Annotated in this window: 13 protein-coding genes and 2 pseudogenes; 8 read left to right on the top strand and 7 right to left on the bottom strand. The window is 70.9% G+C overall.

The features are described 5' to 3' along the window. The first annotated feature begins 2 nt into the window (after positions 1–2). Together AB0C12_RS35780 and AB0C12_RS35785 are read left to right on the top strand one after the other, a co-directional pair. Positions 3–593, top strand: coding sequence for a class I SAM-dependent methyltransferase (locus AB0C12_RS35780; RefSeq protein ID WP_360554670.1), 591 nt, complete (start codon positions 3–5; stop codon positions 591–593). Next, the gene (locus AB0C12_RS35785; protein WP_360554672.1) at positions 590–2,155 is read left to right on the top strand and encodes an MFS transporter; all 1,566 of its coding nucleotides are present in this window, start codon (positions 590–592) and stop codon (positions 2,153–2,155) included. Before AB0C12_RS35780 ends, AB0C12_RS35785 begins: the two co-directional genes overlap by 4 nt. A gap of 114 nt (positions 2,156–2,269) precedes the next feature. Here the strand turns inward: AB0C12_RS35785 and AB0C12_RS35790 are convergent, their stop codons facing one another. Both AB0C12_RS35790 and AB0C12_RS35795 read right to left on the bottom strand, forming a co-directional pair. Beyond that, entirely contained in the window at positions 2,270–2,554 is a 285-nt protein-coding gene (locus tag AB0C12_RS35790) for a hypothetical protein (protein ID WP_360554843.1), read from the bottom strand. A 79-nt stretch (positions 2,555–2,633) separates the two neighbouring features. Then, positions 2,634–2,798: pseudogene (locus AB0C12_RS35795) on the bottom strand (winged helix-turn-helix transcriptional regulator); the annotation flags it as partial. 11 nt (positions 2,799–2,809) lie between these two features. Here AB0C12_RS35795 and AB0C12_RS35800 point away from each other — a divergent pair. Further along, positions 2,810–3,274 (top strand): annotated as a pseudogene (locus AB0C12_RS35800) (SDR family oxidoreductase); the annotation flags it as partial. A gap of 9 nt (positions 3,275–3,283) precedes the next feature. Here AB0C12_RS35800 and AB0C12_RS35805 read toward each other — a convergent pair. The 3 genes from AB0C12_RS35805 to AB0C12_RS35815 all read right to left on the bottom strand — a co-directional run bounded on the left by AB0C12_RS35805 (position 3,284) and on the right by AB0C12_RS35815 (position 5,763). Further along, entirely contained in the window at positions 3,284–3,847 is a 564-nt protein-coding gene (locus AB0C12_RS35805; RefSeq protein WP_360554673.1) for a histidine phosphatase family protein, read from the bottom strand. 204 nt (positions 3,848–4,051) lie between these two features. Further along, a complete protein-coding gene (locus AB0C12_RS35810; RefSeq protein WP_360554675.1) occupies positions 4,052–4,666 on the bottom strand; it encodes an FMN reductase in 615 nt (204 codons plus the stop codon). After that, positions 4,663–5,763: an LLM class flavin-dependent oxidoreductase gene (locus tag AB0C12_RS35815; protein WP_360554676.1), complete on the bottom strand. Its 1,101-nt coding sequence runs from the start codon at positions 5,761–5,763 to the stop codon at positions 4,663–4,665. The genes AB0C12_RS35810 and AB0C12_RS35815 overlap by 4 nt, the downstream gene beginning before the upstream one ends. Positions 5,764–5,959: 196 nt before the next feature. On the opposite strand from AB0C12_RS35815, the gene AB0C12_RS35820 reads away from it, so the two are divergent. Continuing rightward, entirely contained in the window at positions 5,960–6,889 is a 930-nt protein-coding gene (locus AB0C12_RS35820; protein WP_360554678.1) for a hypothetical protein, read from the top strand. A 40-nt stretch (positions 6,890–6,929) separates the two neighbouring features. Here AB0C12_RS35820 and AB0C12_RS35825 read toward each other — a convergent pair whose 3' ends face one another. Beyond that, positions 6,930–8,288, bottom strand: coding sequence for a glycosyl hydrolase family 18 protein (locus tag AB0C12_RS35825; RefSeq protein ID WP_360554680.1), 1,359 nt, complete (start codon positions 8,286–8,288; stop codon positions 6,930–6,932). Positions 8,289–8,686: 398 nt separating this feature from the next. Between AB0C12_RS35825 and AB0C12_RS35830 the strand changes: the two genes are divergently transcribed. From AB0C12_RS35830 to AB0C12_RS35845, 4 genes are read left to right on the top strand one after another with little or no spacing between them, the layout of a single operon-like run. Then, positions 8,687–9,415, top strand: a complete 729-nt coding sequence (locus tag AB0C12_RS35830; RefSeq protein WP_360554682.1) for an SCO2525 family SAM-dependent methyltransferase — start codon at positions 8,687–8,689, stop codon at positions 9,413–9,415. A 32-nt stretch (positions 9,416–9,447) separates the two neighbouring features. After that, a complete protein-coding gene (locus tag AB0C12_RS35835) occupies positions 9,448–11,295 on the top strand; it encodes an SCO2524 family protein (RefSeq protein WP_360554684.1) in 1,848 nt (615 codons plus the stop codon). 2 nt (positions 11,296–11,297) lie between these two features. Further along, on the top strand, positions 11,298–12,209 hold the full coding sequence (locus AB0C12_RS35840) for an SCO2523 family variant P-loop protein (protein ID WP_360554686.1): 912 nt from the start codon (positions 11,298–11,300) through the stop codon (positions 12,207–12,209). Next, positions 12,206–13,162 carry an SCO2522 family protein gene (locus tag AB0C12_RS35845; protein WP_360554688.1) on the top strand — a complete coding sequence of 319 codons (957 nt, stop codon included), beginning with the start codon at positions 12,206–12,208 and terminating at the stop codon, positions 13,160–13,162. The genes AB0C12_RS35840 and AB0C12_RS35845 overlap by 4 nt, the downstream gene beginning before the upstream one ends. A 19-nt stretch (positions 13,163–13,181) precedes the next feature. On the opposite strand, the gene AB0C12_RS35850 is transcribed toward AB0C12_RS35845, so the two are convergent. Then, positions 13,182–14,081 carry an SCO2521 family protein gene (locus AB0C12_RS35850; RefSeq protein ID WP_360554690.1) on the bottom strand — a complete coding sequence of 300 codons (900 nt, stop codon included), beginning with the start codon at positions 14,079–14,081 and terminating at the stop codon, positions 13,182–13,184. Positions 14,082–14,114: the final 33 nt, after the last annotated feature.

Here is a 14,114-nt window from a genome sequence, read left to right on the forward strand (position 1 = left end):
GTATGGAATTCGACCAGAACTACTGGGAACACCACTGGCACCAGGCGCACCCGGGGGCTCCGGCCCCACACCCCTACCTCGCCCGGGAGACGAGCAGCCTGATCCCCGGCACGGCACTGGACGCCGGATGCGGCACCGGCGCCGAGGCGGTCTGGCTCGCCTCCCACGGCTGGCAGGTCACCGCCGCCGACATCTCCGCCGCCGCCCTCGCCCGCGCCGCCGAGCGGCCGGCCGCCCAGAACGTGCGATGGGTCCAGGCCGATCTGACCACCTGGCGCCCGGACCTGCGATTCGACCTGGTCACCACGCACTACGCGCACCCGGCGATGCCGCAGCTCGCGTTCTACCAGCGCATCTCCGACTGGGTCGCCCCCGGCGGCACCCTGCTGATCGTCGGCCACCTGCACTCCTCGGCAGCACCGGGACACGGGCACCACCCGCCCGCCGAAGCGGCGGTCAAGCTCGCGGACATCACCGCGAGCCTGGACAGCGCCCAGTGGTACATCGCGACCGCCGAGGAACACGCGCGTACGGTCAGCGAGCACCCTCGGCAGGACGTCGTGGTCCGCGCCACCCGGCGGTCCGGACGATGAGCGCCACCGGCACGACGATCCACGACCCACGCCGCCGCCGCGCGATCCTGGTCGCGGTGTGCATCGCCCTCATGGCGGTCATCGCCTCGGTCTCCGGACTGAACGTCGCGCAGCAGGAGATCGCGGTCGCGTTCGACGCCTCGCAGAGCACCGTCCTGTGGATCATCAACACGTACACGATCAGCCTCGCCGCGCTGCTGCTGCCGCTCGGCGCCCTGGGCGACCGCTGGGGCCGGCGGCCGGTGCTGCTGGCCGGCCTGGTCGTCTTCGGCGCGGCGAGCGCGGTGGCCGGCCTGGCCCCGTCCACCGAGATCATGATCGCGGCCCGGCTGCTCAGCGGCGTGGGCGCCGCGATGATCATGCCGGTCACCCTGGCCGTCATCACCTCGACGTTCCCGGAGGAGCAACGCTCCAAGGCGATCGGCATCTGGACCGCGGTCGCCGGCGGGGGCGGCATCCTCGGCATGTACCTGTCCGCGGTCCTGGTCGACCTGGCGGACTGGCGGTGGCTCTTCGTGCTGCCGGTCATGCTCGTCACGGTGGCCGTCGCCCTGACGCTGCGGTCGGTGCCGGACTCCCGCGAGGAATCGGCGCACAGCTTCGACATCGTCGGCTCACTGGCCTCCGTGGTCGCCGTGGTCGGCCTGGTCCTGGTCCTCCACGAGGGCCCGGTACAGGGCTGGACGACGCCGGTGACCCTGGTGAGCCTGGTGATCGGCGTACTCGGCACCGCCGGCTTCGTGGCGTGGGAACTGCGCCGGACGGCTCCGCTGCTGGACGTACGGCTGTTCCGCGAGCGCGGCCTCGCCGGTGGCTCTCTGGCGTTGCTGACGGTCTTCGGCGTACAGGCCGGGATCTTCGTGGTGCTGTTCCCGTTCCTGCAGGCGGTGCTCGGCTGGTCCGGCCTGCGGTCCACGCTGGCGCTCATGCCGATGGCCGCGATGATGATGCTGGCCTCCGGTCTCGCGCCGCGGGTGGCCGCCCGCGTCGGTGGCCGCTCGACGATGGCGACCGGCATCCTGCTCGGCGGCGTGGGGCTGGCCCTCATGGCCACGTCAGTCTCCATCGAGGACGGCTATCTCTCGGTGCTGCCCGGCATGCTGGCCATGGGGCTCGGCATGGGCCTGACCCAGACGCCCGCCACCGAAGCCATCACGTCCGCCCTGCCCCGCGAACGCCAGGGCGTCGCGTCCGCGCTCAACGACGTCACCAGAGAATTCGGTACGGCACTCGGCGTCGCCCTGCTCGGCGCGGTCCTCTCCGCCGGCTACCGCAACGCTGTCGATTCCCGGCTCGACGCCCTCCCGGCCGACGCCGCCGGCCCCGCCCGCGAGGGCATCGCCAACGCTCTCGCCGCCGCCGACAGGGCCGGCAGTCACGCACCGGAACTGGTCCGGGCGGCCCAGGAGTCCTTCGTGGAGGGCTGGCAGCAGTCCATGTGGGCCGGGGTCGGCGTCATGGCGGTGCTGTTCGTCTACGTCCTGGCACGAGGGCCCCTGCGCACCGCGCCGGCCGGCCCGTCACCCGCAGCGGCTCCGACCAGCGACGCGGTCGGCCGATGAGCCGGACCCACCGCGCCGACCGGCGCCACGGCCGGCGAGCCCCACCGCGCCGAACGCCGCCACGGCCGGCCGGGCCCACCGCGCCGAACGCCGGCAAAGGCCGGCCGGCCACGCTCACCGGCCGCCGGCCATGTTGATGCCGGCCAGCACCCGCCGGAACGCGGCGACATCCCCGGTAACCCGCACCTCCGCCGCGTCGGCCAGCTCCCGTTCCCCGACCAGGAGCGCGACCAGCGTGCCCGGATCGATCTCCACAGTGGTCTCCGCTGCGGCCTGACCGCCACTCACCTCGACGCGCTCCCCGGCGATCCGGGCCACGTAGGAGCGGTCGCCCAGGTGCACCTGAAGCGTCGTGGCCCAGTCGTCGGTCGCGCGGTAGTAGGTCCGCAACGTGAGCATGGCCGACACGGCGCTCAGGTGTCCGGACGGTGTGAGCGGGGAGCGCAGCGCCCAGGAACCGAGGGGCGACCAGGATCGGCTCCAGCTCGGCGCCGTGCTCGGTCAGCTCATGCATGTTCGCGGCGGCCGGCGGCGGCAGGCGGCGCCGCCGGATCACGCCGACGTGCTCGAGGTCGCGCAGCCCCTGGGACAGTACGTTCGGGCTCGCTCCGGGCAGGCCGGCCCGCAGATCGCTGAACCGCAACCGCCGACGATTTCGCCCGCGGCCTCGACGCCCGGGCGCGCACCCACTTCATCACGGCGACCGCGGCCGCCCGGCCGATGACCGCGCGGGGTGGCGGGACGATCCTCATGCTCACCGCGAGCCCGGACCGCACCGGCATCCCGATGGCCGGCAGCTTCGGGGTGCAGTGCGCGGCCGTCGAGGCGCTGAGCCGGGCGCTGGCGATCGAGCTGGGACCGTACGGGGTGCGGGTCGCCTGCCTGCGGTCCGCGGGCTCACCGGACGCCGGCGGGGTCGACCGGGTCTTCGACGTCCACGCCCGCAACGCGGGCACCACCCGCGAGGACTTCGACGCCGCCAAGGCCGGCCGGACGCTGCTGCGGCGCCTGCCGATCCTGGCCGAGGTCGCTCAGGTCGCCGTGTGGCTGGCCAGTGACCGGGCCGCCGCGGTCACCGCGTCGATCACCAACGTGACCTGCGGCGAACTGCTCGACTGAGGCCGGCGCTCAGCCGTTCCAGGTGTCGATGACCTGGTTGCCGTGCTCGAAGCCCAGCGTCGACAGGGTCGCCGTGCCCAGCTTCAGCAGCCCGCCGCCGCCGGCCGGCAGCCCGATCCACCGGGCACCGGCCACCCGTAGCGAGTGCCCGTGGGCGATCAGCGCCACGTCGCCCCGGTCCAGGAAGGTGCGGGCCCGGGCGAGCACCCGGTCCAGCCGTTCACCGACCTCGGCCGGCGACTCCCCGCCGGGCGCGCCGTCGGTCCAGAGCGACCAGGCCGGGCTGGTCTCGTGGATGGTGGCGCTGGTGATGCCCTCGTACTCGCCGTAGTTCCACTCGGCGAGGTCCTCGGTGGTCTCCGTGACAGCCAGGCCGGCCAGCTCGGCGGTGCGCAGGGCCCGCTTGCGCGGGCTGGAGATGACGGCCGCGAAGCTGCGGCCGGCCAGGCGTTCACCGGCGACCCGGGCCTGCTGCTCCCCCGCTCCGGTCAGATCCAGATCCGTGTACGAGGTGTGCTTGCCGACCGCACTCCACTCGGTCTGCCCGTGCCGGATGAGCACGATCTCCGCCATGACGCCCCCTGTTCGGTCCCGCTTGTTCCTACCCCACCCACGCCCCATCCATCCCGCCGGCCCGGCGGCGGAATGGATGGGCCCGGCCGTCGGCCGAGCATGCACGGACCTGGCATTCGGCGGGAGCGACGGTCAGCACCATGCAACCAGGCACGACCGCGGTCAGATCTTGATCTCAGATCTTGATCTCAGCGATTCCCGGTCTCAGCCGCCGGCCAGCAGATCTTCGAACGAGGTGGTGAGCGCGAACGGGTCCTGGACCGTCACCGGCTCGCGCCGGTCGATCTCGCGGGCCAGTTCGCCCGCCGCCCGGCTGATCCGGCCGCGCAGCTGGCCCTCGCTCTCGTCGCCGCCCCAGTCCTCGGACGCGGCGTAGACCGCCGTCGGCACCGGGACGGCCCGCAGGTAGGCGAACATCGGCCGGACCGCGTGGTCGAGCGCCAGCGAGTGCCGGGCCGAGCCGCCGGTCGCCGCGATCAGCACCGGCTTGTCGGTCAGGGCGTCCTGGCCCAGCACGTCGAAGAACGACTTGAACAGGCCGCTGTAGGACGCGTTGAAGATCGGCGTGACCGCGATCATCGCGTCGGCCGACTCGACCGTGTCGAGGGCTCGCTTCAGCGGTGCCGGCGGGAAGCCGGTGAGCAGGTGGTTCATCAGGTCGTGGGCCAGGTCGCGGAGTTCGATCACCTGCACCGACAGCTGGACGCCGAGGCCGGCGGCCGCCGTCACCGCCGCCGCGGACAGGCGGTCCGCGAGCAGGCGGGTGGACGACGGCTGGCTCAGCCCCGCCGAGACCACGACGAGGGTGCGCTGCTTCATGCCTGCACCTTCTCCTTCGTCTCCGCCCGCGCGGCCTCGAGCAGCGAGGCGTGGGTCGGCGCGTCCGGCACGTGGACCGGCTTGAGCGCGGCGAATTCCTTGCGCAGCACCGGTACGACTTCCTCGCCGAGCAGGTCGAGCTGCTCCAGGACCGTCTTCAGGGGCAGCCCGGCGTGGTCCAGCAGGAACAGCTGGCGCTGGTAGTCGCCCGCGTAGTCGCGGAAGCCCAGCGTGCGGTCGATGACCTGCTGCGGGCTGCCCACGGTCAGCGGCGTCTCCCGGGTGAAGTCCTCCAGGCTCGGGCCGTGACCGTAGACCGGCGCGTTGTCGAAGTACGGCCGGAACTCCTTGACCGCGTCCTGGCTGTTCTTGCGCATGAACACCTGGCCGCCGAGGCCGACGATGGCCTGGTCCTCGGAGCCGTGGCCGTAGTGGGCGTAGCGCCGGCGGTAGAGGGCGACCATCCGCTGGGTGTGCTCCTTGGGCCAGAAGATGTGGTTGGCGAAGAAGCCGTCGCCGTAGAAAGCGGCCTGTTCGGCGATCTCGGGGCTGCGGATCGAGCCGTGCCAGACGAACGGCGGGATGCCGTCGAGCGGGCGCGGGGTCGAGGTGAACGACTGCAGCGGGGTGCGGAACTTGCCCTTCCAGTCGACGGTGTGCTCGCGCCAGAGGCGGTGCAGCAGGGCGTAGTTCTCGATGGCCAGGGGGATGCCGGCGCGGATGTCCTTGCCGAACCAGGGGTAGACCGGGCCGGTGTTGCCGCGGCCCATCATCAGGTCGACGCGGCCGTCGGCCAGGTGTTGCAGCATGGCGTAGTCCTCGGCGATCTTGACCGGGTCGTTGGTCGTGATCAGCGTCGTGGACGTGGACAGCAGCAGCCGCTGCGTACGCGCGGCGACGTGGCCGAGCAGGGTGGTGGGCGACGACGGCACGAACGGCTCGTTGTGGTGCTCACCCAGCGCGAAGACGTCGAGACCGACCTCCTCGGCCTTCTCCGCGATGGCGACGATGGCCTTGATCCGCTCGTGCTCGGTCGGCTGCCGCCCGGTGGTGGGGTCCGGCGTGACATCGCCGACGGTGAAGATCCCGAACTGCATGACCGCTCCTGAGCTCCGGGGCGGAACCTGACGTCCCGCACTGCCCCGCACAACGCCTTTGACTCGTCAACTATTTCAGATTCAAAGAACTTGGGGGAAGTGGGGTCCCGGTCACACCTGCCCCGTTGCATCGCACCAGTCGCTCCGTGAGACTGACTAAGTGCATCGATTCGATCACGATGCGTGAGGAGCGGCAGTGAAGATCAGCACTCGGATCCTGTTCACCGTGATCGCCGGCGGACTCACCTACCTGCTGACCAACGCCACCGGGCAGCCCGAGATCTGGCAGCTCACCATGTCGATGTTCGTCGGCGGCATCGTGCTCGTCGTCCAGGTCCTGATCGACTACGACAACCGGATGCTGCAGTTCGCGGGCGAGCAGAGTGCGCACGCCCGCCGCACCGAGGACATCGTCGACCGGCGGTTCGCCGCCATCAGCGCCGCTACGGCCCTGTACGCCAGCGTCGAGGCCACCGCCCTCAAGGCCGACAACGTCACCCGGCTGGTCGAGTCGGCGGCCCGGATCAGTCCCCACGACGAACTCTCGCGCCGCTTCGCAGACCATCAGATCAACCGGCTGAGCACCCTGTTCGAGGGCTTGCAGAACGGCGTGACCGTGGACGACGGCGAGGACCCCAGTTGGTTGCTGGGCCTGACCGAGTGCAGCAGCCGGTCCATCGACGCGACCAGCATGACCTCGTTCACCCGGCCCGCCGCCTACGTCGACGACGAATTCTGGTCCAGCCGGCTGGGACAGCAGTATCTGCACGCCCAGCGCCGTGCGATCACCGAACGCGACGTCCGCATCCGACGGGTCTTCCTGCTGAGCGACGAGGACGCCATGAACGAGGAGCGACTCCGGGAACTGCGCGAACCACACCGCCGGATCGGCATCGAGACCCGGGTGCTGCGCCACTCGGACCTGGATCCGCTGCTGCAGATGAACCTCGTCGACTTCATCCTCTTCGACGACGCAGCCAGTTACGAGCTGCACGCCTCGTCGCGGCTGGACAGTCGGCTCGACCGGGAGGCCAACGTGAGCGTCACGCTCGTCGTGGAACCGCGCCGGCTGCAGGAACGCCGGCAGCGCTTCGCCTCCATGTGGAACGCGGCACGCGAGGAATGACAGCCGGCCCGCCGTCCACACACGGCGGGCCGGCCGGAGATCAGCGGCCCTGCAACCGCTTCACGTTGTCGCCGAAGGTCCAGCCCTTCGAGCCGTCCCAGTTGGCCGACCAGGTCATCAGGCCCTTGAGGCTGCCGTTGAAGCTGTTCCACGACTGGGTCACCAACGCGGGCGTCATGTATCCGCCGCCGGCTCCGACCTGCGCGGGCAGGCCGGGGACCTGCTTGTCGTACGGGACCCGGATCGTCGTGCCCTGGATGACCAGGCCGTTGTTCAGGCACGTGGTCTGGGCGACGAAGCCCTGGACCGTGCCGGCGCCGTACGAGTCACCGGCGCAGCCGTACATGCTGCCGTTGTAGTACTGCATGTTCAGCCACCAGAGCCGGCCGTTGTCCGCGTACTTCTTGATGATCGGCAGGTACGAGCCCCAGATCGAGCCGTACGTGACGCTGCCACCGGTGACGTACGCGGTCTCCGGCGCCATGGTCAGCCCGAAGTTGGCCGGCATCCGCGCCAGCACGCCGTCGATGATCCGGATCAGGTTGGCCTGCGAGGCCGACAGCGTGGTGATGCTGCCACTGCCGGTCAGCCCGGTCTCGATGTCGATGTCGATGCCGTCGAAGTTGTACCGCTGCAGGATCGGCACGATCGTCGTCACGAACCGGTCGGCGACCGCGCTGGAGCTCAGGTCGATACCGGCCGCCGCGCCGCCGATCGACATCAGCAGGGTCGCGCCGGCGGCCTTGGCCGCGCACATCTCGGCCGGGGTGGAGACCTTCACACCGGCGTCCATACCGTCCTCCCACAGCACCGTGCCGTCCGAGCGGATCACCGGGAACGCCGCGTTGATGACGTTGTAGCCGTGCTGGCCCAGCCGGCTGTCGTTGATCGGGACCCAGCCGAAGCCGGGGTGCACGCCGTTGCTCGCGCCGTCCCAGTTCTCCCAGTAGCCGACGAGCACCTTGCCGGCCGGCCGCGACTTGACCGCGCAGGTGGAGCTGCCGGGCGGCGGGGTCGTCGGCGGTGGAGTGGTGGGCGGCGGCGTCGTCGGGGGCGGAGTGGTCGGGGGCGGCGTCGTCGGGGGCGGCGTCGTCGGGGTTCCGCCGGTACAGGCGCCGAGGTCCCGCCAGAGAGACGGGGTGGCGGCGGGGTTCCAGCCTGCTCCGGCGTACGCGGTGTGCGTCACCAGAGCCGAATAAAGGCGGCCACCGTAGGTCACCTGCGTGCCGGCGGTGTAGGTGTTGCCCTCCGCCCAGCCTGGCGCGGAGCAGACCACCGCGGCGGCCTGCAGCGGAGCTCCGGACACTCCCGCCATGCTGGTCGGGGCGAAAGCAACGGCTGTCGCCACGGTCATGGCGGCACCGGCTACGAGCGCGAATACGGTACGACGTCTACTCATGGCCGCTCCTGACGTATTGAAGACCAGCTAGGTCTTCACATCTTCACGGCCGCCCCATCAATTATCAAGGGTTGTTAACAGTACCCGGAGGTTGACGCCGATTGACGCCGGCCGCCGAAAGTGATTCGCTCCGGGCTGCGCGGCCGGCACCGATGTTCCCCATCGGGGGACACCCGTTGGCGCGCCAGGCCAGAATGCAGACGCCGTTTTTGCGCGGCGCGAACCGAGCGGGGCCCCTGATGTCGTAAGTTTGCAGCCCGAAGCGGGCCGATCCCCACATCCAGGAAGGTGTCCGATTCGGGCGGCTTATCCTAAGAGCGAAGTACCTCATGGCCGGAGGCAATGCCGTGACCTTCTCGGACCCACCTCGCGATTCCCCTGTAGACGTCGCAACGCAGGTGGCGAACTCCGACTTCGCGTGGGACACGTTCGATTCAGCTGCCTATTTCGATCACAACTACAGCGTCCTGCGGTCCGACGACGGCGAGATCATCGAGATCGTCGCCGACTTCTTCCAGTCCCACGACATTCCGCGGCGGATCCGGTCCCGCGCCATCGACATCGGGGCCGGCACCAACCTGTACCCGGCACTCACGATGTTGCCGTTCGCCGCGGAGATCATGCTCTACGAACGAGCCGTCACCAACCGCTCCTGGCTGGAGGAGGAGGTCGAGCGGCCGCGCCCGTCCTGGTGGGAGTTCTGGAAGCACATGGCCGCCGACCGCGCCGCCTACGGCCGGGTCGGGAACGCCTTCGACCTGCTCAGCCGGCGCGCCAAGGTGGAGAAGGGAAACATCTTCCACCTGACACCCGACGAGTACGATATGGGCACCATGTTCTTCGTCGCCGAGTCGATCACCACTCGCAGCGACGAGTTCGAGCGGGCGACCCAGTCCTTCGTGAACTCGCTGATGCCCCGCGCACCTTTCGCGGCCGCCTTCATGCGCAACTCTTCCGGCTATCGGGTGGCGAACCGGGATTTTCCCGCGTGTTCCGTCGACGAGGCGGATGTGCAACAGGCGCTGGCGCCGGTGGCCGAAAAGGTGCGGATCCAAACAGTGCAGAGCCACGGTCTGCGGGACGGCTATTGCGGGATGATGGTGGCGACCGGCCGCAAGAAGGCGTAACGGCTCACGGACGGACAGGTGACGGCACACCGATGCGGATCCAGCCTCGTCAACAACTTCTCGACGCCTGGCGCGCAACCGCGCGACTCTCCTATTCCGACGGCCGGTGGCACCCCGGTGGCCGCGAGGGCAGCAACTCCATCAGCGACGCCGAGCAGCTGCTGTGCCTGATGGCTCCGGCCACCGAGGTGCCGTTCCTCCGGCTGGATCAGCCCGACGCCGCGGCGAACGACGTGATCGACGCCTTGTCGGAGCTCGGTGACCACGTTCAGATCCCTCAGCGACTCGTCGGGATCCTGACCGACTACCTGGTGCGCTACACCGCCCCTGACGGCACCCCGGTCTTTTCCGGTGACAGCTACTTCCGGCCCGGGTCCGAAGGCGAAGAGCTGGACGCCCACCAACGCGGACTGGATGTCGTCGACTCGTATTCCGTCTCCGTGACGCTGATGCTGGCCGTCATCGGTTTCACCAAGGTCTTCCGCACGGTGGTCGCCCGTCCGGCGCTGGTGGCGCAGGTGGACCTGCTGGAGGCGATGGCGAAGACCCGGCTGACCGCCGCGATGGTCGGACTGTTGCGCAGCTTCGCCGTCAATGTCTTCTCGGCCGACGATGAGCTCGGCCGGGAACTGATCCGCACGGTCAACCAGGAGCGCCGGCCCACCCGGCAGGTGGTCGAGGACCTGCGGGAGGCGCTCCGGGAGATCAACGCCCGGCTGCGCGACGACGTCACCATCGGATCCGGTGCCGCGGAAGGCAGCGAGCTCGACAATCCCAACCGGCTCTTCGAATGCGGCTGGTCCTGGGGCCTGGTCACAGCGGCGCCGGCTATCGAGACCACCGCGGAGATCGGGAGGCAACGCGACGGCGTCGCCGAGAACGCGCCGTACCTCTACTTCACCACCGTCGCACTGGACGCGATCCAGGCGCTGTTCTCGGAACGGACCCGGCTGCTCGGCCTGCTGGACGAAGCACAGTCGAAACTGGCGCAGGCACTGCAGCTGCGGTGGGAGCTGACCCGGTCGTACTGGACGACGGTGGCCACCTTCGGCCCGGGCCGCTGGCCGCTGGAGGATCTGCCCTGGCGGACGACCGACGGGATCGAGTTCGACTATTACACGCTGATGGTCAGCGGCATGGTCCTGCAGCACATGGTGTCGGTCCGCGCCTCCAACACCGACCTGACCCGGGTGGCGGCAGTGCTCGAGGAGATCGCGAACCGCAGCCGGATCACCCGCCGGTCCTCCGACCGCGAAGCCGCCCTGACCGCGCATCATCCCGGGCTGCGGTTCCCGCTGGTCGGCAGCGAGGACGCGGGCGGACATCAGCTCTGCTGGACGGTTGCGGACATCTCGCCGCTGCTGCTCAAGCGCACGCTCGATCTGGCCGGCCTCCTGTCGGAAGGCAGCTCCCGCAGCCGCTTGCTGGACCTGTCCGACCAGCTCTGGGACCACCTGACCAAGCGGATCATCCGGCAGGGCCCGGCCCGGGGTCTGTGGGACCAGCCGGCGGGCGCCTTCCCGCAGCTCGACGTCGACTGCACCGAGGTCTCCTGGTACTACACCAAACGGGTGGTGGACTGCCTGGTCACCGCGGCCCGGATCGTCGACGCACCGCCGCTGCGCAGCGGCCTGCTGGCCCAGATCGCCGCTGAGCTGCTCCACGAGGCCGACCACCTCTACGACCGCGAGCTGCTGCGCGGTTCCACGAACAGCGGCGCCCAGCTGCGCCTCGAACTCGACCGGCTCGGCGTCGAACTGCGCCGGGCCCGGGCGGTACGCGGTGAGCGACCGGGTGTCGCGCTCGCGGTCACCGAGGAGGTGCTGCGCAGGCTCGACCGGCTGTCGGCGGCTCGGCGCGCCGACGGCGGGGGTTTCTGACAGTGCTCGTCTTCGCGACCTCCGACAAGGGCGGCACCGGTCGGTCAGTCACCAGCAGCAACGTGGTCTACCGGCACGCGCTGCGCGGCGGCGACTGCTGCTACCTGGATTTCGACTTCGGGTCGCCGACCGCCGGCGCCATCTTCGATCTACCCGGCGCCCTCGCCGGCGTACCGGACGGCGGGCTGCACAGCTATCTGATGGACGGCCGGCCCGCCCCGCGACGTCTCGACGTCTGGGCCGATTCCGAGCGGGATGTGCTGCGGGGGCGCCCGGCGGGGGCCGGCCGGCTGGCTCTGTATCCCGGCGACCGGGGCCGCGGCGAGTTCCCGGCGCATCCCGGCATCGTCGAGCGCTGCGCCGACCTGCTGATCCGCGCCGACGAGGAATTCGACCTCGTCATCGTGGACCTCAGCGCGGGACGGTCGTACGCCACCGAGATCGTGCTCGCCGCCACTGCCACCCGGCCGGACATCCAGGCTCGCTGGCTGGTGTTCCACCGCTGGACCCGTCAGCACATCATCGCGGCGAGCTCCCTGGTGCACGGCAAGCAGGGCATCCTGCGGTCCGGCGCCCAGCTCGGGCACGATCCCGCGACGCTAGCGGCGGCGATCCGGTTCGTCCGCACCGCGGTGCCCGATCCTTCGTCGCCGGACCAGGCGGGGCTGCGACCGGAGCAGCTGGCCTGGCTGGACTTCTGCGACCAGCGGCTGCACGAGTTGGCGGCCCGGCACCGCGTGGGCCGTGGCGCCGTGCTGGGCGAGATCCCGCTCGATCCGGTGCTGCAGTGGCAGGAGCAGCTGCTCTCCGACGATGACATGTGGCTGCACCGCATCGCCAACGAGCGCACCGTGCACGCCTTCGATCTGCTCGCCGGGAAGCTCGTCGACGACGAAGCCTGGATCGGCCTGTGAGCACCTATGACAGCGTCTTCACCGAGGAAAGTGCCACGCCGGTGACGCGTGCGGTCCCGCTCTCCCACCTGTCCATCGAGCTGGGACATCTGTACATGGAGGACTTCGCGGCCGGCCCGGCCCGGCTGCGGGCGCAGTTCGAGGCCGTTCGCCCATGGGTCGCCGCCGCCGTCCAGGCCTGCGCCGACGAGCTCGGGGAACGACCGCCGCGGGTGAGCACCTGTTTTCTGATCGACGACTACTTCACCCGGTTCAGTACGCCCCGGGTGGTGCTGGCCGACCTGATCGCGGCCGCGGCGGCCGCCGGACTGACCATCGACTACGTCGCCCGGGAATCCGGGTGTGCCGTGTCCGACGGCGTCGACGTGGCGACCCTGGTGCGGCAGCATCTGGTGGCCGAGCCGCCCCAGAATGACAATGGCAGCCGGCCACCGACGGCCGTGAGCGGCTGGTTGAGCAACGGGGAACGCAGCGGACAGGCGCCCGCATCGGCGATGGCGGTCCCCAGCCCCTGGCAGCCACCCCGGCAGAGTGCCGCCCGGCACCACTCGATCTTCGTCGACATCGAGCTGTGGAACGGGCCCGCCGACCAGCCGCGCTGGTCGTGCCCGTTCCTGGCGGCGGTCTGGCAGTTGCAACGGCTCGGGCTGATCCGGCACCTCGGCGAGCCGGTCGGTGACCCGCAGCCGTGGGACCCGGCGGACGGGTCGGACGACTGGTCGCGGATGCCGGCCGTGGTACAGCTGAACGCGGGCGCGGCGCCGTTCCGCGCTTACCGGACGTTCTCCGCGCTGGCCGCCCGCTTCCTGCCGGTCGAGCTGGCCGTGCGGACCATCCTGAGCCAGGTCGCGGTGGCCGCGTCCGTCGCGGGGCCGGTGCGCGAGCGGGCCGGTGCGGAAGGCATCACCTTGCCGGACGAGGTGGTCGACCGGATCCGCTACGCGTTCTTGTAGCGGCGGGTCGCCGCCGGCGTCACCGTCCGCTCGCGACCGACAGCTGGTCCCGAATCCGGTGCACCAGCGTGTCCCAGTGGCGGCTGAAGCCGGGCCGCCGGTCCAGGGCGGTCCAGACCGCGTTGACGACGTCGGGACCGCGAGCGCCGGGCATCCACAGGTGCAGCAGGTAGTCGATGGCCGGCAGCAGCCGCTCCAGGGACGCCCGGCGCTCGATCACCCCGATCGCGCTCCTTTCGACCATCTCCAGCAGGGTGCTCAACAACCAGTCGTGCAGTGCCACGTCCTCGGCGAGGGCGGTCGCTGCGGCGGGCTGGAGCGGGTCGTCGCCGGTCGACAGCTCCAGCAGGCGCAGCCCGTCGGAGCGGACCGAGAACCGGACCACCGGCTCCGCACCGGTGCGGGCCGTCCATCGCAGCCGGGTCCGCGAGGCCCGGAGCCGGGCTGGGCCGCCGCTCGGAGCCGACCGCTGGACGCGGTCGGCCACCCGGCCCGCGATGGCGCCCAGGTCGAGGGCGTCGCCGGGCCGGTCCGTACCGGCGAGGGCGGCGGCGAGCTCGTGGCCCGTGGCTCGGCCCAGCGTCTCGATCACACCCGGCCGGGTCAGGTAGTGCGACCAGGGGCGTCGGGCGCTGCCCTCGGCCCGGACCAGGACTGCGGCGGCGGAGCCCTGCACGACGTGGCCGCCGGTGACCGAGGCGTGCTGCAGCACGGTGCCGACCCCTCGTTCCCGGCGCGCGGGGGCGATCGCACAGTCGACACCGACCGGAATCGCCGGCGAGCGTACGTAGGCGATCGGCCGGTGCGACATCAGCACGGGCTCGCCGACCACCAGGTCGACCAGGCGGCGGGCCGGACCGGGGCCCAGCGGACCGGGCCCGCGCAGCAGAGCGGTGTGGACCTCGCCGGTCATCAGCATCGGCGCTCCCAGGGCAGGCCGGTCGCGGCCGCG

The organism is Actinoplanes sp. NPDC048967 (assembly GCF_040649415.1).
GTDB lineage: Bacteria > Actinomycetota > Actinomycetes > Mycobacteriales > Micromonosporaceae > Actinoplanes.